Origin of the sequence: Anaeropeptidivorans aminofermentans (assembly GCF_940670685.1) — a bacterium.
In the GTDB taxonomy this organism is placed as follows: Bacteria; Bacillota; Clostridia; order Lachnospirales; family UBA5962; genus Anaeropeptidivorans; species Anaeropeptidivorans aminofermentans.
In genome coordinates, this window is record NZ_OW711693.1 from 96,486 (window position 1) to 122,147 (window position 25,662).

At 38.6% G+C, this 25,662-nt stretch carries 19 protein-coding genes and 1 other RNA gene; 16 read left to right on the forward strand and 4 right to left on the reverse strand.

Translation table 11 applies throughout. The features are described 5' to 3' along the window. Window positions 1-433 precede the first annotated feature (433 nt). From NBX03_RS00385 to NBX03_RS00410, 6 genes are all read left to right on the forward strand, one after another. The gene (locus NBX03_RS00385; RefSeq protein WP_250228800.1) at window positions 434-883 is read left to right on the forward strand and encodes a DUF523 domain-containing protein; all 450 of its coding nucleotides are present in this window, start codon (window positions 434-436) and stop codon (window positions 881-883) included. A gap of 151 nt (window positions 884-1,034) precedes the next feature. Next, on the forward strand, window positions 1,035-1,550 hold the full coding sequence (locus tag NBX03_RS00390) for a GNAT family N-acetyltransferase (protein ID WP_250228801.1): 516 nt from the start codon (window positions 1,035-1,037) through the stop codon (window positions 1,548-1,550). 868 nt (window positions 1,551-2,418) lie between these two features. Continuing rightward, entirely contained in the window at window positions 2,419-4,518 is a 2,100-nt protein-coding gene (locus NBX03_RS00395; protein WP_250228802.1) for a methyl-accepting chemotaxis protein, read from the forward strand. A gap of 308 nt (window positions 4,519-4,826) precedes the next feature. After that, the gene (locus NBX03_RS00400; RefSeq protein ID WP_250228803.1) at window positions 4,827-5,339 is read left to right on the forward strand and encodes a GrpB family protein; all 513 of its coding nucleotides are present in this window, start codon (window positions 4,827-4,829) and stop codon (window positions 5,337-5,339) included. Between the two features lie 180 nt (window positions 5,340-5,519). Then, window positions 5,520-6,638, forward strand: a complete 1,119-nt coding sequence (locus NBX03_RS00405) for a C45 family autoproteolytic acyltransferase/hydolase (RefSeq protein ID WP_250228804.1) — start codon at window positions 5,520-5,522, stop codon at window positions 6,636-6,638. A 15-nt stretch (window positions 6,639-6,653) separates the two neighbouring features. Continuing rightward, window positions 6,654-7,529 (forward strand): AraC family transcriptional regulator, encoded by an 876-nt coding sequence (locus NBX03_RS00410; protein WP_250228805.1) that lies wholly within the window; start codon window positions 6,654-6,656, stop codon window positions 7,527-7,529. Window positions 7,530-8,142: 613 nt separating this feature from the next. On the opposite strand, the gene NBX03_RS00415 is transcribed toward NBX03_RS00410, so the two are convergent. Next, on the reverse strand, window positions 8,143-8,670 hold the full coding sequence (locus NBX03_RS00415; protein ID WP_250228806.1) for a GNAT family N-acetyltransferase: 528 nt from the start codon (window positions 8,668-8,670) through the stop codon (window positions 8,143-8,145). Window positions 8,671-9,240: 570 nt separating this feature from the next. Here NBX03_RS00415 and NBX03_RS00420 point away from each other — a divergent pair. Continuing rightward, the gene (locus NBX03_RS00420) at window positions 9,241-9,873 is read left to right on the forward strand and encodes an HAD family hydrolase (RefSeq protein ID WP_250228807.1); all 633 of its coding nucleotides are present in this window, start codon (window positions 9,241-9,243) and stop codon (window positions 9,871-9,873) included. Between the two features lie 627 nt (window positions 9,874-10,500). Here the strand turns inward: NBX03_RS00420 and NBX03_RS00425 are convergent. Beyond that, window positions 10,501-11,163: a Crp/Fnr family transcriptional regulator gene (locus NBX03_RS00425; RefSeq protein WP_250228808.1), complete on the reverse strand. Its 663-nt coding sequence runs from the start codon at window positions 11,161-11,163 to the stop codon at window positions 10,501-10,503. 180 nt (window positions 11,164-11,343) lie between these two features. Here NBX03_RS00425 and NBX03_RS00430 point away from each other — a divergent pair, with 180 nt between their 5' ends. Both NBX03_RS00430 and NBX03_RS00435 read left to right on the forward strand, forming a co-directional pair. Next, entirely contained in the window at window positions 11,344-11,550 is a 207-nt protein-coding gene (locus tag NBX03_RS00430) for a 4Fe-4S binding protein (RefSeq protein WP_250228809.1), read from the forward strand. Beyond that, window positions 11,547-12,128, forward strand: a complete 582-nt coding sequence (locus NBX03_RS00435) for a 4Fe-4S binding protein (RefSeq protein ID WP_250228810.1) — start codon at window positions 11,547-11,549, stop codon at window positions 12,126-12,128. The genes NBX03_RS00430 and NBX03_RS00435 overlap by 4 nt, the downstream gene beginning before the upstream one ends. A gap of 526 nt (window positions 12,129-12,654) precedes the next feature. Here NBX03_RS00435 and NBX03_RS00440 read toward each other — a convergent pair. Next, on the reverse strand, window positions 12,655-13,008 hold the full coding sequence (locus tag NBX03_RS00440) for an ArsR/SmtB family transcription factor (RefSeq protein WP_250228811.1): 354 nt from the start codon (window positions 13,006-13,008) through the stop codon (window positions 12,655-12,657). 633 nt (window positions 13,009-13,641) lie between these two features. On the opposite strand from NBX03_RS00440, the gene ffs reads away from it, so the two are divergent. The 7 genes from ffs (at window position 13,642) to NBX03_RS00475 (ending at window position 25,205) form a co-directional block, all read left to right on the forward strand. Beyond that, an RNA gene (gene ffs / locus NBX03_RS00445) (signal recognition particle sRNA large type) lies at window positions 13,642-13,901 on the forward strand. Between the two features lie 423 nt (window positions 13,902-14,324). Beyond that, window positions 14,325-15,896 carry a DNA polymerase III subunit gamma/tau gene (gene dnaX, locus NBX03_RS00450; RefSeq protein ID WP_250228812.1) on the forward strand — a complete coding sequence of 524 codons (1,572 nt, stop codon included), beginning with the start codon at window positions 14,325-14,327 and terminating at the stop codon, window positions 15,894-15,896. A gap of 674 nt (window positions 15,897-16,570) precedes the next feature. Then, a complete protein-coding gene (locus NBX03_RS00455; protein ID WP_250228813.1) occupies window positions 16,571-16,912 on the forward strand; it encodes a YbaB/EbfC family nucleoid-associated protein in 342 nt (113 codons plus the stop codon). Window positions 16,913-16,921: 9 nt separating this feature from the next. Then, window positions 16,922-17,518: a recombination mediator RecR gene (gene recR, locus NBX03_RS00460; RefSeq protein ID WP_250228814.1), complete on the forward strand. Its 597-nt coding sequence runs from the start codon at window positions 16,922-16,924 to the stop codon at window positions 17,516-17,518. 838 nt (window positions 17,519-18,356) lie between these two features. Then, window positions 18,357-21,062: a calcium-translocating P-type ATPase, PMCA-type gene (locus NBX03_RS00465; RefSeq protein ID WP_250228815.1), complete on the forward strand. Its 2,706-nt coding sequence runs from the start codon at window positions 18,357-18,359 to the stop codon at window positions 21,060-21,062. Window positions 21,063-22,003: 941 nt separating this feature from the next. Further along, complete coding sequence (locus NBX03_RS00470; protein ID WP_250228816.1) at window positions 22,004-24,199, forward strand: 5'-nucleotidase C-terminal domain-containing protein; 2,196 nt, start codon at window positions 22,004-22,006, stop codon at window positions 24,197-24,199. A 208-nt stretch (window positions 24,200-24,407) separates the two neighbouring features. Then, window positions 24,408-25,205, forward strand: coding sequence for an SDR family oxidoreductase (locus NBX03_RS00475; RefSeq protein WP_250228817.1), 798 nt, complete (start codon window positions 24,408-24,410; stop codon window positions 25,203-25,205). 95 nt (window positions 25,206-25,300) lie between these two features. Here the strand turns inward: NBX03_RS00475 and NBX03_RS16045 are convergent, their stop codons facing one another. After that, window positions 25,301-25,474: a helix-turn-helix domain-containing protein gene (locus NBX03_RS16045; protein WP_323373271.1), complete on the reverse strand. Its 174-nt coding sequence runs from the start codon at window positions 25,472-25,474 to the stop codon at window positions 25,301-25,303. Window positions 25,475-25,662 lie beyond the last annotated feature (188 nt).

Genomic DNA, 25,662 nt, shown 5'->3' on the forward strand with positions numbered 1-25,662 from the left:
CTGCCGCAAACCTGTTTGCTTAATCACTGCATCTATTTTATACGAATGACACCAAAAAGACATATTTTTCTGCCAGGAAAGTTATGTCTTTTTTTATTCAATAAAATATGCTACTATGAATTCAAAAGTGAGTGCATCATGATAGATATAGTAAATTTCACTGAAGGATGTAATAAAAATCTATTTTTCATAAATGGCTTAAACATATAAGAGCCCTATGTTTAAGCCATTCATAGCCAACAAAGATTAAAATATCTTTGTTGGCTATAAGGGGGCGTTCGCCTGAAAACACTTTAACAGTTTCCCTGTAAGTGTTTCCAGGTTCACTAAGCATAAAATATACGGTTTTTATTACTGTTTCATTTGAAATTTACTATAAACAGGAATTTGCCGGGGTATTCTTTTGATAAAGCGTCTGCTATGGGAGCTGATTATGAAAGTATTGGTAAGTGCATGTGCCATAGGCTGCAACTGTAAATATAATGGAAAAAACAATCGTAATGAATTTGTGATTGAATACTTAAGAGGCAAGGAGATAATAAGTATTTGCCCAGAAATGCTAGCTAATATGCCAACTCCCCGTCCGTGTGCTGAGATTGTTAATGGAGTGGTAATGGACGCTAATGGAAATAATGTTGATTCTGATTATAGAAATGCAGTAGCAATTGTATTGGAAAAAGTTAAAGGCGAAAGAATTGATTTGGCTATTTTGCAATCAAGAAGTCCTACCTGCGGAGTTAATAAAATATATGATGGAACATTTACCGGAAAACTAATACCTGGTCAGGGGCTTTTTGCAAAGGCCTTGCTTGATAAGGGGTATACTGTAAAAGATACGGAAGATTTTAAGCTTATAAATTCCGATTTGCCGCTTATAATATGAACAATCTGGCATAAAATCTTTTTTAACTGTCACTTCCCGAAAGACATAATTTTCACTAAGGGAAAGTTATGTCTTTCTTTATAGCTAAAGCATGTTACTATCGATTCATAGTGTAGCGCACATAGAAACAGGGATTCGGAGGTGAATTGACATGGATTTGAGAAGGGCTGACAGTAGTGATTTGCCGAAACTCAAAGCGATGTATAGAAAGATAATTGATAATATGAACAGAAACGGCATATCAATTTGGGACGAAATCTACCCCTGCGAATTTTTTAGCGGTGATATTGAAAATAACCGCCTTTATTTATTGGCGGAGGAACACGATATTATCGTTGCAGCGTTTGCATTATGTGAGTCCCATGCTGGAGAAAATTATATGAAATGGGAAAATGCCCATGAAAAGGCATTATATCTTGACCGCTTTGGCGTTAACGTTGATTATGCGAGACGCGGCATCGGCAGTACAATGCTTCGGCATGCGATTGCACTTGCTAGGCAGAAGAATGCTAAATATTTAAGGCTTTTTGTTGTGGATATCAATAAACCGGCTATAAATGCATATCTCAAAAATGGCTTTAGGAAGGCAGAGGGAATCTATGAAGAAAGAATCGATGATGACCTTATATTGCGTGAATATGGATTTGAAATAGAAATATTAAGGTAATACAAACGCCGGTTTATCAATCCGCCGATACCTTTCTATCCTGAAAAATCATTTTTTCGTTATTACTTCAAGAAAGAACAGTCTTAAGACTGTTCTTTCTTTTGGCGGCGCGCGAATCATCATAACCATTCCTCTATTTATTTTGCTTTGCTATAATCTATGTGGCATTGCATGTACAATATACTATCCTACATACAAATTACTGAATAATTAATTATGACAGAGAATTCGTCAAATTTTTTGGGCAGCTTATGGTAATCTTAATATGCAGTTCAATATCGTAGCGCACAGATGAAATATAACGAAGCTGACGTATTACGGGCTCTGCATATGCCGTTTCTTTTTTTAGAGCGTGGGTTGAAATAGTAAATTGTATGTAGGAAATGAAGTTCTTATATTATTTTATAAGAATCATGCAAATCTGCGAAAGAGAATGTGTATAAGGCATCTCTTCCGCAGATTTGTATGTTACGGACGATTCCATATAGAGCTTTATCTCTTGTGTTTTGCAGCGGCTTGATACCAGTCATGTCAAGGAATCTTTTATCTGTAATCATTTCAAGCTAAAAGCTGTATTTTTATTGACGTTAAATCAATGGAAATGCAGCTTTTTTATATTAAAATAATTTGTATGCTGAAAAACTTTTGCCAAATTTAACTACGGCGTTCTCAGCTGCCAGATAAAGCTTCTTTTAATTCTGCCATAAGCCTATATTTATTCCCATTAATTTAGTGATAATTCAGTATGAAAGGCTTCTGCATAAGCAAGGTTTTCTGCTTATACAGAAGTAATTGATTATGAGATAAATATCTGTTACAATATCTCCCACAATAAAAATCTTTGAGAACTTTAAAGGGGCTGCCTATTATGAAAATCAGTCGGTATAAAACACTTCAATTTAAGTTAAGTCTATTGCTTGCGTTTTTTGCAATTATTCCCCTCGTCGGTTTTTCGTTTTTGTTCCTTAGTAATTTGCAAAGCACATTGCTGTCAGAGCAAAAGACCGCAGTCAATAAACAGCTTTCTTTGGTTAACGATAATGTTGATGCCGTCTTTGATGACATGCTCAACAATGTGTGGTACTTTGCGGAAGGCGTCCTCCTTAAGACAGCAGATGCATCTATTACAGCTTATTTTGAGACAGCAGCTTCTGTAAGTATGACCCCTAAGGAAAACGGACCTGTAGAGCAAGCTATTTTCCAAAGCTTTGAAGAATTCGGAAAAACCCATTCGAATTATCAATATATTTATATGGGTACGGAAAACGGCGGCTACATACAATATCCTGAATCCACCATTGATGCAGGCTTTGACCCCCGTATTCGTCCCTGGTATTCTCCTGCAAAGGGACAGCCGGATAGGCCTGTTCTGGGGGAACCCTATTATTTTGCCGGAGATGACATTGTCATTATCGGTGCATCACAAGCAGTTAAAGGCTCTGAAGGGGAAATACTTGGCGTTGTTGCAATGGATATGAGCCTTTCCTCTCTTACGAAGCTTTTCGAGAAAGCCACAGAAGGTTCTAAAGGCTACTATATGCTGGCAACGGCCGACGGAACCATTTTGGCAGACCCCAGCAATGCAGAAAATAACTTTAAGAACCTTTCAGAAGTCTATGGCGATGTGTTTTCCAAAGCCGTTATGGAAAATGCAGACTTTCAGCAAATTGACATCGGCGGCGAGCCTTATTTCATAAAGAGCATATTCTCAGATAAAACCCATTGGAGTTATATTTCCGTGGTATCTGAGGCGGAGCTTTTCAGAAGTGTAAACGCACTTGAAAAAATTATCTATATTTTTCTGGGCATCATTTTAATTGTTGTGATTGCAGCAGGATTTTCCATAAGTAACAGTATCGCAAGGCCCATTAAGGCTGTGACTCGTTCAGCCTATGAAGTTTCGGAAGGCAATTTTGACGTAGATGTGCAAATAAAGGCCGACGGCGAAGTAGGCCTTTTGGTAGATGCCTTTAAAAAAATCGGCGTAACGCTTCAGGAATATAAAAAGTACATTGAAGAAATTGCCTCTATTCTCAATCACGTTGCTGAAGGCAATATGGTGTTTGAGCTGAAATCAGCGTATATCGGCGAGTTCAGTACGATTAAAATGGCTCTTTTGAATATTTCACAAAAGTTAACGGAAACCCTGGTACAGATTAAGGTTTCATCGGACCAAATTGCCGCCGGCTCCAATCAAGTAGCCGCCGGTGCCCAGGCTCTGAGCCAGGGCGCTACGGAGCAAGCTGCATCCATTCAGGAACTTTCTGCAACCATCAGCGAAATTTCCAACCAGGTTGGTTCCAATGCGGAAATGGCGCAGGAAGCCAATGATCTTTCAAAAAATGCTGTCGCAGACGTATCCGAAGGAAGCAAGAAAATGCGTGCCGTAATAGATGCAATGGAAGAAATTAACGGTAAGACCAACGAAATCAGCGGCATTTTGAAGATGATTGATGAAATTGCATTCCAAACCAATATTCTTGCCCTTAATGCGGCGGTAGAAGCCGCCCGGGCCGGAGACGCCGGCAAGGGATTTGCCGTAGTTGCAGACGAGGTCCGCAGTTTGGCCCAAAAGACGGCAGAGGCAACCCAAAACACGGCCGCCCTCATTGAAGGCTCTATACAGTCTACCAAGCACGGAACAGACGCAGTCGGAGAAGCCACCCGTGCCCTGGCAAAAATTGTAGCAAACGTAGAGAACGTTGCCAATTTTCTGGGAAATATTAACAGTTCCTCTATGCAGCAGTTTGAAGCCATTCATCAGCTTGTTTTAGGTGTCGATCAGATTTCTGCCGTGGTTCAAAATAATGCTGCAACAGCGGAAGAGTCTGCCGCCTCCAGCGAAGAGCTTTCCAGTCAGGCCCATTTGCTTGATAATCTTGTAGGACAGTTCCATTTTGAAAAGGAGCCTGTAAACAGCCTGAAACACAATAAGGAGGCCTCTTCCAAGTATTTTGATATTTCATAAGTAATATTTTAAAAATAGGTGAAACGAATAAAAATTCCTCCACAGCCGATAAGGTTGAAGGGGGGATTTTTAGGCCCTAGGCTTGAGAGGGATATGGTAAATTTAAAGTTAAACTGCAACAAAACCATACATTCATGAAAGGGTTTTCTTATGGTTATTAAACTTGTTTTTTTGTTTGGTAACTATAAGCCTTAAGGGAATAGGTTTTTGCTTCTTCTTTATAATAAGTTTACTGTATAAGTAGTTTTTCATCTTTGCTTAGTATAAAATATAACTATAGATACGTATTTATAATGGGAGCGAGATATATGGAAGGCGTAGAAAGACATGAGGTTCGGCTTTTGCCCCATAATGAGGATTGGATAAAGGAATTTCAATTGTTAAAGCCGGTACTTATAAAAATCCTTGGAGATAATGTACTGGATATTCAGCATGTGGGAAGCACCTCCATAAAAGGCATCAATGCCAAGCCTATTTTAGATGTGGCTGTGAAGGTTTTTTCATTTGCCAAACTAAATATTGAAGGTATGCAGCAGCAGGGCTATGATTATTGCGGAGAAAGCGGCGTCTTGGGGCGGGCGCTTTTTATCTTGAGAAGAGACGGGCATATTTCTTTGCAGCATGTTCACTGTTATGAAGAAGGGAATACAGATTTTGAAAATCAGGTATGCTTTCGGGATTATCTAAACAAAAACCCCAATATTGCGAAGCAGTATGATGATTTAAAGCGTGACCTTGCCATGAAATATCCTAAAGATAGACTTAAATATACCGAAGGAAAAGAGCAGTTCATACAATCGATTCTCAAATTAGCAAATTAAGCAATAAAGATTTTAAGAAAAGGCCCTGAGAGGGCCTTTTTAATCAGAAAATTTATAATGCTAAGCTTTACTTATCCTTTCCAAAAGGGCTTTATATTCTTTTTAAAACAGCAGGAAATGTCATGTAATTAAAAATTTTTCTTGCTAAACTAAAGAAAAGAATAGAAGGAGGATGATATAGTGTTTAAAATACAAACTCGTACTGTAGAACTTGAAGGAACAAATTATGAAATAGGTTATCAATTAGGAAAACTCATTACTGAAATCCCCCCTTTAAAAGCCCTTCATACTGCCGGAATAGAAGGCTTTGGAGAAAGCCAGATAAAAGAAGCAAAAACATTATTTGACCACTTTTGCCCGGGGCTTACAGAGGAGCTTCAGGGCTTTGCCGATGGATTAGGGGTTAGGGTACAGCAGGTATTTTTCTACGGAATGACTTACCTCATTCCCCGGTGCAGTCATATTGCATTGATGCCTGGTATTACTTCAGAAGGGAAGCCTTTGCTTGCCCGTAATTATGAGTTTTCTCATGAGGCAGAGGACTTCTGCCTGATAAAAACAGCTATTAAAGGAAAATATACCCATATTGGCACAAGTGTTCTTAATTTTGGCAGGGACGACGGTTTTAATGAACATGGCCTTGCAGTAACCATGAGTTCCTGCGGATTTCCCATAGGGGCACTGCCCTATATGAGGGCGCCGAAGCTTAAGGGCCTTCAGTTTTGGGCTGTTATCCGTGCTTTGCTTGAAAACTGCAAGAATGTGGCAGAGGCGCTTTCATATCTTAAAGAGATGCCCATTGCATATAATTTAAACATGATTATAATGGATAAAGAAGCTAATGCCGTACTTTTTGAAACCCTTGACGGGCGAAGCGCTCTTAAAGAAATCGGCCCAGATTCACCGGAGCAAATGCTTTATGCAACAAATCACGCCGTGCTTTCTGAACTGAAATCCATAGAGCCGAAAGCAATGACTCATTCTGCAATACGCTATCAGTATATTAAAGAAGAACTTACAAATAAGAAAAATATAACAAAGGAAAAGCTGAAAGAAATGCTTCTTTCAAAATACCCTGACGGATTGTGCTGCCATTATTATGAGGAGTTTTTCGGGACCACAAAAAGCATGGTGATTTCCCCTGCTGATGGAACCATTGACATTTGCTGGGGCGGCCGCAAAGAAAATGGCTGGCATACTTATTTCATTACAAAGCCTCTTTATAATGAAACCCAAACAGCAGAGCTTAATTTGGAAAGGGCAATGCCCGGAACTTACGATTGGCAGCCTATGGATTAAAAGAGGAGGGTTACTGTGGATTATAGAAAGGCCCTTGAAAAGGCGGTCATATATATTGAAAGCCATCTTGGAAGTGATATTAAAGTTGAAAACGTGGCAAGGGCTGCAGGATACTCCTATTATCATCTCAACAGGCAGTTTACGGCTATTCTTGGTGAAAGTGTCGGAAGCTATATAAAGAAACGGCGTTTAGCCGGCGCTTCTAAGAAACTTCTCTATACAGACCATAAAATTATAGACATAGCCATGGAAAATGGTTTTGATTCGCCCGAGGCCTTTAGCCGCGCCTTTAAGGCAATTTATAAAGTCAGTCCCCAAGCTTACCGAAAAAATCGTTTAGACACTTTCATGGGAAGCAAGGAACGCCTTGATACAGGGCTATTGGACCATCTGGCAAGCAATATAACAGTTCATCCAAAAATTATGGAATTGACAGAAATAAAAGTTGCAGGCCTTCGGGGAGAAACTACTTTGAGGGATAACCGCCTCAGAGATTTATGGAACAGGGCTAACAGCCTTTATAAAGAAATACCAAACCGTATTCCGGGGGGAAGGGCCTTTGGCATATGCGAGGCCTGTGCAGAGCACACTTTATACACTATGAATGACGACATTCTTTTTACGGAAGTTGCAGGAATTGAAGTGTCCTCATTTGACGGGCTTAAAGAACCCTTTGTTGAAAAGATAATTCCCGGGGGACGTTATGCAGTATTTACCCACAAGGGAACATTGCAGATGCTTCCCCAGACATTCGATTATATATGGGGCACCTGGTTTCTTTCCACAAAGGAAGAATTAGACTGGCGGGAGGATTTCGAGCTGTATGATGAACGCTTTCTGGGATATGACCACCCGGATTCAGAAGTGGATTTATATATCCCCATAAGATAGCGTGGGAATATTTTATAAAGAATCAAGGTTTACACAGCCAGAAGTACATTTATAGTTTGACAGATAATTAAATATACTTATGGAACTTGAAAACAATCTTCTTGTTTTTAAGTTTTATAAGCTTTCCTTTAGAATATAGTAAATAAACTTAATTTTTTAGGTTTATTTACTATATTCATTAAAAAATGCTTACTTTAAGATTAAGGACTGCTTTATAGTAAAGTTCACACAAGGATGTAATAAAAATCTATTTTTCATAAACGGCTTAAACATATAAAACCCCTATGTTTAAGCCGTTCAAAACAGACGATTTTTATTACTGTTTCATTTGAAATTTACTATAAGCCGTAAAGGAAGGCCGTGGATATGAGGCTTTGGTATAATATAAAGTAACTTGCGTTTATTCTGCCGCCAAGAACTGGCTTCAGAAGGCTTATAAATTAAATTGATAATGCTGCCATATCATCTTTATTCAAGTATGATATATAAACCCATAGGAGCCGTATCCTGTATAACTTAAATTAGAACTTTACAAATCCCCTAAAGCCTCTGAAAGCTTTAAGGGGATTTATAAAGTTATTTTGCTATACATGCTTTTTAGCTATTAAAATATTTAAAGATGTATCCAGTATCTTTCAAGATAGACATCGTCAGGTTCGCAGTAAACGGTTTTTTCGTATACACCGCCGTTTGAAAGAATTGTCCGCCTGCTGGCTTCGTTTTCTTTGGTGCAGGTAATAAGAACTTTATCAAGGCCGTATTCTTTGCAAACTTTTAGGCACTCAGAAAGCATTCTTTTTCCATAGCCTTTTTTTCTTTCAGAGGGGCGGATAGAATACCCTATATTGCCGCCGTATTTTTCAAGAAACTCGTTGAAATAATGGCGGAAGTCAATCATACCCACAATTTTTTTATCCCCTTGACGGACGTAAATAAATTGGTCACTTGTAACCCAGTTTTCGGGCACAGTTTCTTTGTCTTGGCACAGGTGAATAAAATTCAGCCATTCCTCGGCAGTAGTCATACGCCGTAAGGGGCCTGTACCGTCCATAGAGCTTCCGGCATCAAGCATCTCCTTGCGAAAGGCCTGAATATCATCTTTAAAAGAAATATCCGGCTTAATCAGTATGTACTTATCCAAATCAATCCCTCCTTGTTTTGCGTAACAGTATTTCAGCTTAATATGATTTTTACAGTAAGTTTCTTATAAGGTAGTAACAAAACTGATTTATTATAAAACAAAATATAGATTTGTTATAATAAATCTATACCGATGCTCCCTAAGTTCACAGGGCATATCGTTATCCGCCCTGTTTTCTAAGTTCGTGCCTTTTTGCATTACTCATAAACACGGCTTTCCCCGGGAAACGGTATATTATTGAATCTGTGTGAATATACGGTTTTGTTACTGTTTAATTTTAAATTTACGATACAGCAATTTATGTCAATAAAGCAAATATTAAATTATCTGCTATTTCTGCAGGCGTTATAAATCAAAATTGTGCCTAAACCCCAAAAAATTTCCTGATGATTCTCATATAAGCATTCCTTTGATATAATTATAGCATATTTAGAAGGCTGTTTATAAAGTGGAATTTGGATTTGTAAAATAAATCCGGCCCGATACTTTCTAAGTTTGCAGGGCTATCTGCCCTGTTTCTTAAGTTCGGGGGTTTGCATCATTAATAAAAGAATAGAAAGGAATATTGATTTGAAGGCTGCTATTTTTGATTTAGACGGAACCATACTTGATTCTATGGACAATTGGAGAAATATGATTGAAGAGCTTTATCAGGCTCTTGAGCTTCAGCTTACAAAAGAAGACATGGAAGAGCTTGAAAAAATATCCTTAAGGCAAAAGGCCCAATACATAGCCTGCAATTGCATAAAAGGAGTAACGGCTGAAGATGTTTTAAATAAGGCCTATGATATTATGTCGGAAAAATACCGCAAGGAGGTTATTCCCATAAAAGGAGCCGAAGAATATCTAAAAAAGCTTTATCATCAGAATATCCCTATGGGAATAGCGACCCTTACAAACGGAAAAATGGCTACCAATGCCCTTGAAAATCATGGATTATTAAAATACTTTAATTTTGTATTAAGTGCAGATGAAATAGGAAAGGGTAAACGAGAGCCGGACATATTCCTTGAGGCTGCAAGAAGGCTGGGCAATTTACCGGAGGATACGATGGTTTTTGAGGATTCTTTATTTGCTATACATACTGCCAATAAAGCAGGGTTTCCGCTATGTGCAGTTACAGGAGCTGCTTCTTCTCAGGAAAAAGAAGAAATGGAAGGCCTATGCCGTATATGCATCAAAGATTTTTCGGAGCTTTTATAAAATTATTTGCATGCTTAAGCTTACGTCATTTTTAAATTCACTAAGCATAACTTAGGATTATAAAATAAATTCAATATAGTCAGGCGGAAAGGAAGCGGAAGCCATTTTTCCGTTGGAAAAGGCTATCACTATAAAATGCAGGCTAACGCCGGAAAGGAGCCGCACGGCAGTTTTGCATGGATTTCAGCATTCTTTATATAGTGAAACAGTCTTAAGGTAGTTAAGGTAGTGACAAAAATCTATTTTTTATAATTGGCTTAAACGCTTGTTTTATAGTTACCAATTTTAAAAATAAGCTTTAGAGCTATCGTTCATTCAGGTGAAATAACAGCCTTGTCAAATGGAATGAAAAAAATCCTGACCGGATTAAAATACTTATTTACGGCATCTTAATCCACGGTGTTTTGCGAAATAAAAATCTCATTGATTTTCTCTGCCCTCTAAAGCAAAATACTTACGGCGGTATAAAAGCAATTTAATTATATAAGAGAGCACCCCCTTAAAAAAGATTTATAAATTTACCATAAAAGCCGCAAAAATATATTTTATAGTTCAAAATTAAAAACAACAGGATTTGAACCATTTTAATATATTTTTGCGGCTTTTAATATTCATATTTATTTTGTTTTAATAGGAGATTAAATTCCTCAAGCCTTTAATATCCATAAGAGTTATTTTTCCCCTGGAAAGCTGAACTAAATTTTCTTCCTGAAAATACTTAAGCATTCTTGTAATGGCTTCTCTTGCGCTTCCAAGGTGCATGGCTATTTCCTCATGGGTTATTTTAAGGCTGTCGGAGCCTTCTATATTTCTTTCTTCAAGAAGAAAGTGGCTCAGTCTGCTGTCAAGGCTTGTAAAAAGGGCCTGCTCCATAATCCACATGACATCTGAAAAGCGGGAAGCCATCAGCTGGTTTGTATAATCGGAAACTTCCACAGAGGTTTTCATAAGCTCCTCATAGGTATCGGCGGGTATTACAAAAACCTCTGTATCTGTTTCGGCTTCAATATTGATATCGAAGCTTATATTTTTCATAATACAGGAAGCGGAAAAAAGGCAGATATCTCTTTCAAAAAGCCTGTAAAGGGTGATTTCCCTCCCGCTTTGAGAAATGATAAAGGCCCGAAGCCTTCCGCTTTTTACGATGAAAAGGCCGGAGCAATCGTTTCCCCCTTGATGAAGGATTTGACCTTTTGAAAACTTTTTTGCACTTAAAGAGCTTTCCAGTGAAAGCTTTTGTTCATTACGAAGCTTATCCCAAAAGGGAAGCATATGCTTTTCTTCTTTCATTGGGCGGGTCTCCTTAAAATCAGTATTTATATATAGTATAATTCTTAAGCCTGTAATGTTCAATATTTAGGGCTTTTATTTTTGCCTGTTAGCTTCTTTCAAGTAACATCATCACAGAATAAAGATTTAACAGGATGTATAATACATCTTAAGCCGATTTTACTTAGAAGGGGGTCTGTCATGAGTTCTGTAAAAATCAGAAAAAAAGCCATAGTCAATCAGAAAGAATGTGTAGCCTGCGGCTGCTGTGTAAAGGTATGCCCCTTGGGGGCAATATCCATATTTAAAGGGGTTTTTGCAACTGTAGCGTATTCAAAATGCATAGGCTGCGGAAAATGCGCTTCGGTATGCCCGGCTTCCGTTATTGAAATGGGGGAAGTGATTTGAAAAAGAAAAAATGGAATGACTATCTATGGATTGCAACGGCTGTCTATCTCTCGCTGGGCTTTTTTAATATTATTTTTGCCTGGATAGGGCTTTTATGTTTTTTTATACCTCTTTTTATATCCATATTAGGCGGCGGAAAAGCCTATTGCAATAATTACTGCGGCAGAGGAATGCTTTTCGATATTTTGGGCAATAAATTTAATCTTTCGAGAAAAAAGAATATCCCACATTGGCTCAGGAGCAGCTATTTCAGATACGGCTTTCTTACTTTTTTTATGATAATGTTTTTAAATATGCTTTTTACGACTTATCTTGTTTTTTCAGAGGCGGCAGAGCTCAGGCAGATAGTGACGCTTCTTTGGACCTTTAAATTGCCATGGCATTGGGCCTATAAGGGCGGCATAAGCCCTTGGGTATGGCAATTTGCCTTCGGCTTTTACAGCGTTATGCTTACCTCTACAATTTTAGGCCTTGACACAATGGTTCTTTATAAGCCCCGTTCCTGGTGTGTTTATTGCCCTATGGGAACCATGACCCAGCTTATATGTAAAGTGAAAGCCAAGACGGAGAAGATATAGTGAATTTTTTATAAAGAAGAAGCAAAACCTATCCACTATAGATTTAAAAATACGGATTTTCTTTGGAAACATCATGAAATTGCCTTTATACAGGCAATAATAATAAAGCTTTTAATATATAAAATCCAATAAAGCAATTTTAAAAAATACGATTTATAGTAAACTTCAAATGAAACAGTAATAAAAATCGTATATTTTATGCTTAGTGAACCTGGAAACACTTACAGGGAAACTGTTAAAGTGTTTTCAGGCGAACGCCCCCTTATAGCCGACAAAGATATTTTAATCTTTGTTGGCTATGAAGGGCTTAAACATAGGGATTTTATATGTTTAAGCCGTTTATGAAAAATAGATTTTTATTGCATCCTTCAGTGAAATTTACTAATGTTTTTCTAAATACATTTTTGAATCAAAGCGCATATATGGTTTTATTTCTATTTTCCCTTTAATTTACTATGGAAAAGATTTATAAACCATTTAAAAAAGCCCCCTAAGGGGCTGATAATTTTTATATAGGATACTATCATTAGCAAAAATCCTTTTCATTAATTTTGCCATTGCTGCAATATAAATGGTTTCCTGTAATATGCTGGCAGCAGCCCTTTCTGGGAGTCTCATGGATGGCGATGGAATTAAGGTATTCCGCCGCTTCTAAAAACAGCTTTTTGTTAACGTCGTAATGGGTGTAATAGCCTCTTTTTTCACCGGAGACGATGCCTGCCTTCCGTAAAACTTTTAGATGCTGAGACACGGCAGCTTCAGAAACGTCAAGATTTCTTGCCAAGGCCCCTACACAGTAATCATAATTTAAAAGAAGATTTATTATTTTTAGGCGTGTTCCGTCTGAAAGTGCCTTCATTATGTTTAAAAAATCGTCCATTATAAAAACCCCCATAAAATTAGCAAATCATATTTTTAGAATACCCTGTATTTTTATTTGTGTCAAGGCTCCTAAAACAGGTAAAATTCAGTTTAAATATTTATTTTAACGATAAAGTTTTAAATATTTTTATTAAAAGCTTAAAACGCCATTCCTATGGAAATTAAAAAAACTATAGTAAAAAAGCAATATAAGGATCTTTATTATACCCCATTATAAAGATAGAACAAAGCCCTAGAATAAAAAATAGCAAATTTTACATTTTTAATCTTTTTCTGCATTTGCCATAGTCATTAAATATTAAGAATTATATACAAATACTATAGTATATAGGCTTATTTCCTTCGTTTCAAGCAATATTTTTCCACGAAAAGTGCTTTTGTGAAAGTTGACAAGGAAAGAAATTATATGTATACTATTAATTGATTTAGTCTAATATAGATAAATAGTAAATTTACTTTTTGGCATAGATAGGCGCTTTCTGAGGTGTTCATAAAAAGCATTTTAAGGAAGCTTACATTCTCTTCTTATGTTTATTTTGTTTTAAGTAAGTTCACATTTTTTGTTTATGGCCTTAGACAAATCCTATATTTTTAAAGTTTTACAGATTTTCTTTACACTGTGTTAAATTTTCCGTGCAGCCGGGGAGGTAGCGGCGCCCTGTACCATCAATCCGCTATAGTTGGGGTGATGTCTGTTCGAGGCATTTTCTTTTTAAGGTCCGTCCAGGTAAGCGGTGTTGAGAGCCGAGTCTCGCGCAATGGGCAGCCGTGAAGCGTGTCAGGTCCGGAAGGAAGCAGCACTAAGCGGTGCACCCATGTGCCGTGAGGAAGCTTGGCTTGAGCTTAATACTTGGAACCGCTTAGGAAGATGTGTCGACAGCAGACGCACGGATTTTTAGATATTTAACTAACTGTTTTTAAAAAAATCCTGGAAAAATACTGCTATTTTTATAGCAGTATTTTTGTATTTAAAAATATATTTTATTACGTCAAAGGGGTATTTTGTCCTTATTTCTGTATTTTGGCTGTATTGTGCATACGGCTTTAATTTGGTATAATGTGAATAAAATTAAGCTTTGCTTAATTTTATTCATGAATACATTTCACGAAGGGAAATGTATGAATATACCATCGGAAAGAGAAGCAATCCGGTAAATTAAGCTTTGCTTAATTTTATTCACATTATATTCTGGGGCTATATTTTGTGAAGAAAATGTGAGGCTATTTATTTAGTTTACTTATTCGTGTTTACCCGTTTATGTTACACTGCCCAAACTTAAAATATCTGCAGTATTTTTTAAAGAAGGAGTGCATATGTCTTATACCGCTTTATACAGGAAGCTAAGGCCTAAGAATTTTTCAGAGATTATCGGCCAAGAGCATATAGTAAAGATACTTACGAACCAGCTGAAAAGCGGGAGGATTTCCCATGCCTATCTTTTCTGCGGCACAAGAGGCACGGGAAAGACATCGACAGCGAAGGTTTTTGCCAAGGCATTGAACTGCAAGACGCCTATAGGCATTGAACCCTGCAATGAGTGCAGCTCCTGCGTAAATATAGATCATAACAATAATCTTGATATAATAGAAATAGACGCCGCAAGCAATAACGGCGTAGACAATATAAGAGATATAAGAGAAGAGGTAAAATATCCTCCTACAGACGGCAAGCATAAGATTTATATTATAGATGAGGTTCATATGCTTTCTACGGGGGCATTTAATGCATTGCTTAAAACCCTTGAAGAGCCGCCTTCCCACGTAATATTTATTCTTGCAACCACAGACCCCCAGAAAATACCGTCAACCATCTTATCAAGATGTCAGCGTCTCGATTTCCACAGGATTCCCACAAAGATAATGACGGAAGCCTTAAAGGACTATATGGAGGCGGAAGGGGTAAAAATAGATTACAAGGCCCTTGAATATATATCAAGGATATGCGACGGGGCAATGAGGGATGCTTTGAGCCTTCTGGACCAGTGCATCGCTTATTATTACGGCGAGGAAATAGATATCGAAAAGGTTTTAAACGTAACCGGCTCTGTTGATAACAGTGTATTTTTCAGCCTCCTTGAAGCCTTAAATAACTTTGACAGTACATCGGCCATTGAAATCATAGGGGAAGCCGCTGATGGCGGAAGGGATATCAATCAGCTTGTTTCAGATTTTATCGTATGCCTTCGGAATTTGCTTGTGAGCCTTTCCACGGAAAAGAATTCCATGGATATGTCAGACGAAGCCTTTTTCGACCTTAAGAAAAGAGCCGAAGGAGTTAATAAAGAAAAAATTATAGAATATATCAATGCTTTTTCAGGGGCCCAAAACCAAATGAAATATGCTTCAAATCCAAGAATCCTTCTGGAAACTCTCTGTATCAAGCTTACGAATCCTCAAGGTATGCCTTCTTCCGATGGAGAACTGCTTTCGAGAATTCAAAGGCTTGAAAAAGAAATGGAAAAAGGCCCTGTTATTATAAAAGAAAGCGCTTCTGAGAAAATGGAAAAGCCTGCGAAAGCCCCTGTAAAAAAGGCCGTTCCTGCGGATATTGAAAGAGTTGTAAACAATTGGAATGATTTTTTAGGAAGCCTTGGCACAGTCCTTAAATCCCTTATGCAAAAAAGGACTTACGGAGGTTATCTTGAAGGGGATATTCTCTGTGTCGTTGCCGATACAGGAATGACAGGGGTTTTAAAAAGCAAGGAAGAAGAAATTAAAGAGGGGCTTTTTAAAAAATACAATAGAGAATTTACCGTTTCCATAATGGATAAAGACGAATACGACCTGCGCCATAAGGATAAATACGGCGCAAAGGATGAAAACAGCAAAGTTTTGAATAAAAAGGAAATATCCGAAAAACTGGGCGGCTTTGCGGAGTTTAATTAAAGCTTTCGTTTTCCGGTGGGATGCGGATACAGTAAATTTCATATAAAGAAGCAGCAAGAGCCTATTCCCATCAGGCTCAAAAACACGGATTTTCTCCGGAAACGGTATATTTTTGAGCCTGTGTGAATATACGGCTTTGCTGCTGTTTAACTTTAAATTTACTATACACGCCGTTGGGCGTTATACTTGAATTAACATGCATAGCCGTATTGTCAAATGAAACGGGAAGAGTCCCGACTGGATTAAAATACTATTTGCGGTATTTTGCGGAGCAAAAATTCTTATTGCTTTTCTTTTATTTTATGTCCTTTTAGGGCTAAATACTTACTGCGGAATAAAAGCAATTTAACTATATAATACAAAAGACACGAGTTTAGAGAATGGGAAGATACCTTGTGAACTTAGCAAGCGGCGCTTTGGACTTATTTTCAATCCAAGGTTTATCCAAAGAAGCAGAATCATGTCCATATGTTTATAAAGATTTAAAAATAAATTAATGTGAGTTCGATGGAATTAAAATTCCGCGAACTTTAGATCATATTCGTACAAATTTGCAGAAAAACACTGCATTTGTACTCATAACGTGAAAAATCCTGCGGGTTTTTCCTTGCTATGCAAGGGGTTCGGCTTCGTCGAACTCACGTTAAATTAAGTTTAATATAGGAGGATTTAAAATGGCAAAAGGATTTAATCCAATGGGTGGAATGAATATGAATAATATTATGAAGCAGGCCCAGAAAATGCAGAAACAGGTTCAGGAGGTTCAGGAAGCTTTAGGGGAAAAGACCCTTGAAGTAACCTCAGGGGGCGGAGCCGTTAGGGTAGTGGTATCAGGCGCCAAGGAAATAAAAGAAATAAATATTTCCAAAGACGTAGTTGACCCAGATGATGTTGAAATGCTTGAAGACCTTATTTTAACAGCCGTTAATGAAGCCTTCAGGCAGGCGGAAGAATATGCCGCAAAGGAAATGGGAAAGGTAACGGGAGGATTAGGCCTTCCGGGAGGCCTTTTTTAAGGAGAAATAATGAATTATTACGGAGAATATATTACAAGGCTAATAGAGGAGCTGAGCAGGCTTCCGGGGGTAGGGCGAAAGTCTGCCCAGAGAATAGCCTTTCACATTATAAATATGGATAATGAAAAGGCCAAGAGCCTTGCGGAATCCATATTAGACGCCAAGGAAAAGGTAAAATACTGTTCTGTTTGCTGTAATATCACCGATTCTGACCCCTGCCCTATTTGCCAAAGTGCAAAAAGGGATAAGGGCCTTATTATGGTGGTTGAAGACCCCAGAGATATGGCGGCTTATGAGCGAACGGGAGAGTTTAAAGGGGTATATCACATCCTTCATGGCTCTTTATCCCCTATGAACGGCATCGGCCCTAACGATATAAAAATAAAAGAGCTGATGTCAAGGCTTACGGAGGAAGTGGCGGAAGTTATTCTTGCAACCAATCCAAACGTTGAAGGGGAAGCCACAGCCATGTATATCAGCAGGCTCATAAAGCCCATGGGCATCATAACCACAAGAATAGCCCACGGCGTACCCGTCGGCGGCGACTTGGAATATGTGGACGAAGTTACACTATCCAAGGCTTTAGAGGGAAGAAGGCAAATGTAATATAATAAAGCGGTCTCTACAAAATAAAGTTTTTCAAAAGCAGGAGAGGGAATGGATTAAATTCCAGGAAACCTCCTGTTTTTTGTTTTCTTTTTTAGGCCTGTCTTTTCTTTTAAAGAACTTTATTTTCAGGTTACAAAACAAAGGGAAAATAGCTGCAAAAGACCATTCTCCATAATTCAAAAGTAAAGCTTTCTTTGAAAATGATAGATTTTGTATTATTTCGAATATAGGTGGTCTGTAGTATTTATCCTAGGGCGTGAAGCCCAAACAAAAGTCTATTTTGCCATAAAAGCGTGACTTCTTTATCGAAAATACTCAGAATAGCCCTGCTATTTCTGCGTTTTTCTCTTCGAATTCAAATTTTCCTGCAAATAATACTTTTTCAGACACAGCTTAGATGGAATTTATATTTTTAAATATTATCACGGTTCATTATGATGAGAAAAGTTCAGATTATGCCATATTAGAAAAACTTCTTTTGTATATAATGCATGCAGTAACAAAGTAAAATTCTGAAATTTGCATAAAAGGGATTGTTAAAAAACCATAAAGCCGGAATTTTTAGAATATAAAGAATTATATGTAGATTTATGCTACCGAAGGAATATGGCGGATTTTTTAATAAAAATTATTTTTGTATAAGGGTTTAAAAAATAGGCTTTTAGTAAATGATGAAATTATTACTGCCGTAAGTTGCTAAAATCTTAGTAAATGGGCTAAAAATGCCATATATCTATTGACATAGGATATAAAATATTATAATATAAAACTGCTGTGAGCATCTCTACGTAATATAGAGCGCAATACAACATCATTTAAATGGAGTGGTAGTTATATGAAGAATTTTTTCAGCAAAAATGTTGATGATTCGGTCAAAGAGCTGAACAGCAATATGGTAACCGGTCTAAGCCCTCAGGAGGCGGAAAAGAGACTTAAGGAATACGGCCATAACCGTTTGCAGGGAGCAAAGGAAAAGTCCATGCTTGAGATGTTCCTTGCCCAGTTTAAGGACTTCCTTGTAATAATCCTTATTATAGCAGCCATTGTATCTATGGTTGTGGGGATTATGGAAAACGACGGAATATTTGACAGTATCGTCATTATTGCCATTGTTATCGTTAATGCAATAATAGGAGTGAATCAGGAATCAAAGGCAAACAATGCTCTTAAGGCCCTTAAGGAAATGTCAAGCCCTCAGGCCAAGGCTTTGAGAGGCGGGGAAGTAGTAAAAATACCTTCCGACGAACTTGTTGTGGGCGATGTTGTTATGCTTGAAGCCGGAGACTATATCCCGGCAGACGTAAGATTGGTTGAAAGCGTCAATTTAAAAATTGACGAAGCTGCGCTTACGGGAGAATCTGTTCCTGTAGAGAAGGACAGCCGTAAAATACTTCCCGATGATGCTCCCCTTGGAGACAGAGTAAACTCTGCTTACATGGGAACAGTTATTACTTACGGCAGAGGTAAGGGTATGGTTTGCGCAACGGGGATGGATACCCAGATGGGTAATATAGCCGCCATGCTTAATGAGGAAGAAGACGAGGAAACACCGCTCCAGAGAAAGCTTGACAGCCTTGGCAAGGTTCTCGGAATTGTTTGTATCGTAATATGTGTACTTATATTTGCTCTTGGTATCTTCCAGGGCGATGAGCTTATGGAAATATTCATGGTTTCCGTATCGCTTGCAGTAGCAGCTATCCCGGAAGGCCTTACGGTAGTCGTTACCGTTATCCTTGCTATGGGTATGCAGAGCATGGTTAAATCCCACGCTATCATAAAGAGGCTTTCAGCCGTTGAAACCTTAGGAAGCACGACTGTAATCTGCTCTGACAAAACAGGTACCCTTACACAGAACAAAATGACCGTTGTAAAGGTATTTGACTATAAAAACACCTATGATGTAACCGGAACAGGCTATAATAAAGAAGGCGAAATCAAAGGCGAAGTTCCTCTTTCAAAGAATATTGAAAAGCTGATTCAAGGCGCCGTATTATGTAACGATGCAACCTACGACATTGAAAGAAGCTTAATCATAGGTGACCCTACAGAAGGCGCAATGCTTGTTTTAGGTGAGAAAATAGGCTTAAGCAAAGATAAGCTTAATAAAGAGTTTCCAAGGGTTCAGGAAATACCTTTCGACTCTGACAGAAAACTTATGTCTACATTTAACGATACAAACGGAAAAATCACCATGTATACAAAAGGCGCTCCCGATGAGGTTCTTAAGAGATGTACCCATATCTATAAAGACGGTGAGGTTTCCGTATTTACAGAAGAAGATAAGAAAGCCATTATTTCCGCAAACTCTCATTTTGCTGAAAATGCCCTTAGAGTTTTAGGGGTTGCTTATAAAGAAGTTGAAAGCCTTGACGGCTTTGAACAGCAGGAAAATAACCTCATATATGCAGGTCTTATGTGTATGATAGACCCGCCGAGAGAAGAAGTTAAACCGGCCGTTATTGAATGTAAGAGAGCCGGCATTCAGGTTAAGATGATTACCGGAGACCATAAGATTACAGCAAGCGCCATTGCGACTGATTTAGGGATTATGTCTCCCGGTGAGGAAGCTCTGGAAGGCGCGGAAATTCAGCTTCTTTCCGACAGCGAGCTGAAAGAAAAAGTAAAACATGTAAACGTATTTGCAAGAGTTTCTCCTGAGCACAAGGTAAGACTTGTGGCCGCATGCAAGGCTAACGGCGAAATCGTTGCCATGACAGGCGACGGCGTAAACGACGCACCAAGCCTTAAGCGAGCAGACATCGGTGTTGCCATGGGTATCACAGGAACCGACGTTTCAAAAGAAGCCGCCGATATGATTCTTACGGACGATAACTTCGTAAGTATCGTTAAAGCTGTTGAAGAAGGAAGAACCATTTATAACAACATAAGAAAAGTAGTAGGCTATCTCCTTTCCTGTAACATCGGAGAAATACTTCTTATTTTCTTTGCAATGCTGATTAATTTACCGATACCCCTTATGCCGATACACCTTCTTTCCATTAACCTTATAACAGATGCTTTCCCTGCATTTGCTTTAGGTATGGAAGAAAAAGAAGAGGGCATCATGGACCTTAAGCCAAGAGACCCTAACGAATCCATTATTGATAAGAAAATGCGCGTTGCAGTTATTATGCAGAGTCTTTTCTTAGGCGTAGGCGCCCTTGCGGCATTCTATGTAGGATTCAGAACTTATGCTGCACCATTTATAGGCGTTGACAGCGTTCAATATGAAGCCGGCTTAATCACAAGCCGTACAATGTGTTTCGTAGCCCTTATTTTAGGCGAGCTTTTCAGAGCTTACTCCAACAGAAGCGAGAGAAATTCCATCTTCAAGATGAAGCTTTTCTCCAACTCCTTCCTTAATAAGTGTGTTATTGCTTCATTTGCATTCTTAGTGCTTGCAGTATGTGTACCTTTCTTCAATAATATATTTGAAACCGCTCCGCTTAATCTTACACAGTTAAGTGAAGCCATCGTATTTGCTGTAATCCCCACTTTAGGCGGAGAGCTTGCAAAACTTATTATAAAAAGAATGGCATAACCAGATAAAAAATAACAGAGCAGTGTACACTGCTCTGTTATTTTTTATTGTATGCTTTAGCATGATAAAACCACCGGCTCTGCCGGTGTGAGTAAAAAGCTTTAGCTTTGAGCATTGAGCGAAGCGAATGACAATGGTTTTTTAAACAAAGGGGAACTGTCTCATGAATCGAAACTATAGTAAATTTCGTATAAAGAAGTAGCAAAAGCCTATTCCCATCAGGCCCAAAAACACGGATTTCCTTCGGAAACGGTACATTTTTGAGCCTGTGTGAATATACGGCTTCGCTACTGTTTAACTTTAAATTTACTATACTTTAGCAGTTGCAGTGCGTATGATGCGATTGAATGCTTCTTCGGTGCCTGTTGAGAGGCGAGCCGGTAACAGCCCCTTATAGGGGCGAGCAAACCACCCGTTTGACGGGTGGTCATGATTTTATAGTAAGGTTCCTATAAAGAAATAATAAAATCCTATTTGCTAGAGGTTCAAAAGCATGAGTTCCCTTTGGAAACACTGCATTTTAAGTCTAAGCGAATATACGGTTTTCTTATCCTTAAGCCAGCAAAACGGCAAGACAAAAGGGGATGCCTCCATTGGTCAAAAAGCTTATAAAAGCAAGAGAATTATTTTTAAACATTTTTTATAAAATAACAAAGATACGCAAAATTACAATATAAGGAAAGCAATGTTTACACTTTATGTTTATTTTGATATACTGATATTGCCATAAATAGTTAAGTCATAAGCATAAGCCACAAAAACCATATATAATAAATAAATTTTAATAGTGCCAGGATTTTACAGTAAAAATTCCTTAAAGCATGGAATTTTTGAAAATTTTGCATCTTTTTCTTTTTATTTAGCATATTATATTACGGTCTTTTGGGGCTGATTTGTTTTTGTTTGATTATACGGCAAAATATAATAAAGGAGCTGTTTATATGAAAGATTTCTTTTCAAAAAAGCGTATGGCTTTAATGCTTGCTTTTGTAATGCTTTTTACGGCATTTGGCAGCATGACAGCCTATGCCGCGCCTGAAGAAGGGGACGAAGTTACCTTTCAGATTTTATTCACAAGCGACATTCATGGCTCTATGACGAATTATAATTATGCAACAGGTAAATCCACAGTCGGAAGCTTTTCACAGGTGGCTACTCTTATTGAGAAAGAAAAGGCCGCCTTTGACGGAAGAACCTTTGTAATTGATAACGGCGACACGATTCAAGGCAACGGGACAAGCTTTTTCATCAATAATGATGAATATAAGCCATTCCCGGTTATAAAGGCTATGCAGGACGTAGGCTATGAAATCATGGGCATGGGAAACCATGAGTTCAACTTCGGTATCGAAGCGCTTTATAAGGCTTATGAAGGCTATACGGGAGATAAAATCTGCGGAAACGTTCTGAAAGAAGACGGTTCTTTTATGGACGGATTTTCTTCCTACACAATTAAAACTTTGGATAACGGCTTAAGAATCGCATTTATCGGTGCCGTTACCCCAAATATTGACCTTTGGGATACCGCAAATCTCCAAAAGGCCGGCTTACATACCATAAGCGCATCAGAATCCATAAGAAAAGCCATTGATGAGCTTAAAAAGGACAATCTTGCAGACGTATTCGTGGCCGTTACCCATATGGGCGATACCGGCGAATACGGCAGGGAAGGCTCCGGCGCCGTTGACGTAGCGGCAAAGAACCCTGAGCTTGCAGTAATCCTTGGCGCCCATTACCACACCATCGTTGGAACAGCCGATAAGCAGGTTGTGCTTTCTGATAATGTCAAATTCGTTGAAAACAAAAACGCCGGCGGCTCCTTGGGAAAAGTTCTCATTACTGCAACTTATGAAAAGGGACAATGGGTACTGAAAAACAAAAACGCAGCAGATGAAACTGCAAGCGTTAAAACAGATGTAATTGCGGTTACTGAAGACATTCCCTTAAACCCTATAGTAGAAAATTCAATTAAAAAAGCAGACGAAGCTGCAAGAAATTATATTACCCAAACAGTAATCGGAAAACTTGAAGGCGGCCCCCTTGTTCCTGAACCTGAAATAAAAGGAACCTATGAAGGCTATTTACAAGACACGGCGCTTGCTGATTTAATCAATAATGTTATGTTCTACTATACCGATGCGGATATTTCCGGAACAGCTCCTTTAGATACAAATTCAAACCACAACCCCGGTGAAATAACCATAGGCGGCGTTGTTCAGATTTATAAATACGACAACAATACTTTATATAAGCTTGCCATGAAAGGCAGCCAGGTTAAAAAATGGATGGAATGGAGCTACAGCTATTTCGGCTCTACAATAAACGGCGTATTCAATAATGATATTGCCGCCGTGAACCTTGAAACAGACCTTACAATCCCTACCGGAACCATGCAGGGCTATAATCAGGACCAATTTTCAGGCATCAATTATGAAGTTGACCTTACAAAACCCGTAGGCCAGAGAATCAATATTATCTCCATGACCGACGGAACGCCTTTCGATATGGATAAGGAATATGTTGTGGCAGCAAATAACTACCGTTCTTCAACCCAGCTTCTTACAACTTCCCCAACAGGCGTATTTAAGCCGGGCGAAGAAACAGCAAGGCTTATTGCCGCCGATATTCAGGCACCTAACGGCTCTACCAGCATGATGGACTTAATTATTGACTATATCAGCAAACAGCCTAACGGAACAATTACAAATACCTGCGATAAAAACTGGAAATTTGTAAACCTTGACTGGGATATGGACTTAAGGGCAAAAGCCATTGAATATATCAACAATGGCGACATTATCACAGATTTTAAGGTTCCCGTAACAAAGGCACAGGTTCTTGAAGTAATGGCAGCTAAAGGCGAGCAATTGCCTGAAACACCGGTAACAGAGCCGGCTCCAGTGCCGGAGGTAACGCCAGAACCAGTTCCGGCTCCGGTACCTGCAGAAGAACCTGCGCCGGTCCCGGCTCCTTCCGAAGGAAAAACATATATTGTTAAAGAAGGAGATGCGCTGAATAAAATAGCCAAAGAACTCTTAAACGACGCGAAGCTTTGGAAAGAAATCTACGAATTAAATAAAACCATAATAAAAAATCCCGACCTTATTTATCCGGGACAGGAGCTTTTAATACCATAATAAAAATAAAACAGCAGTTGCGCTTATACGCTGTTCAGGCTACCGGTATTCTATATGCCGGTAGCCTTTTTGAAAAATTGTGGGATATAACGTAGATCGTATGAATCAGATAAGCGCCAGAACGTTACCTTGGGCATGCGGCTATAATGTTTGTAATAATTGCAGTAAGATAGATGCAGACAATTTATTTAATAGTTGGTGATGATTCATGAATAATTCTTCCATAAGATTAGATGGACAAAAGATTTTAATAACGGGTGTGAGCCGTCCCTTAGGAATCGGCGCTACGCTTACTAAGCGGTTGGCGGAAGCAGGTGCCACAGTCGCTATTCACGGCTTTTCAGATTATGATATGGCTGTAGGGCATCAATCTGCTATGCCGAAGGGCACGGAAACATTATCAAGGCAGCTTAGCGATTCAGGATTAAAGGTAACAGCGCTCAAATCATCAGATTTAGAAAAACCGGGAATTGCAGAAAAGGTGGTTGAGGAGGCTGCAGCAAAATTGGGCGGGCTTGACGGCTTGATTCTAAACCATGCCTATTCAACTTACGGTGAGATTGGTCAATGGACGCCGGAACATATAGACCCTCATTTGCTTGTAAATGTCCGTGCATCTATGATGATGATACAATCTTTTGTTAATCAAGCGGATACAATGAAAGATAATGCGATTACTTTATTTACAAGCGGGCAGTATTTAAGCCCCATGGTAAATGAAATTGCCTATTGCGTATCGAAAGAAGCTGTTATTTGCTTATGCCGCCAAACGTCATACTTGCTTGGAGATAAAAATATACGGGTTAATTGTATAAATCCCGGACCGAATGACACAGGCTATTGTTTCGGCGACGCATATGAATCTGTGGCAAAAATGTTTCCGTCAGGCCGCTGGGGAACGCCGGATGATGCCGCCGACTTGGTGCTTTTTTTACATAGTTCTTATGCAAAATGGATAACAGGGCAGGTTATCGCAAGTGACGGCGGCTTTAAGGAGCACTGGTAGTATAAATATACTGCGGTATAGTTCATATTTTCTCTGTTCCGTTTGGCAATGCTGCGGTTTCATTTGAATTTAACTAACGGCGACACCCCGGATAATCATTGATTATCCGGGGTTTTTATTTTAGGATAGGGCTTTATCTCATTTGTTCTTCCTAAAATATAATCTATTGATGTATTATAAAGATCAGCCAAAACCAACAGATGCTCAATAGGTATGGATTGGAAGCCTCTTTCATATCTTGAATAAACAGTTTGCCGGATACCTAATATTTCTTAGTACTTATAAGTTCTAATATCAACATGATACAGAATAATTGTGCTACTGTTAATAGTGTAGTCGATTTCAATTGAATAGTAGTGCGGATTTTTGCTGTAGAAGACGATGCCTGTAAAATGCTTGTACCCAAAGCAAGCGGTCTATATTATCTCGTTACGGTTTCATGATTAATTGACTATAT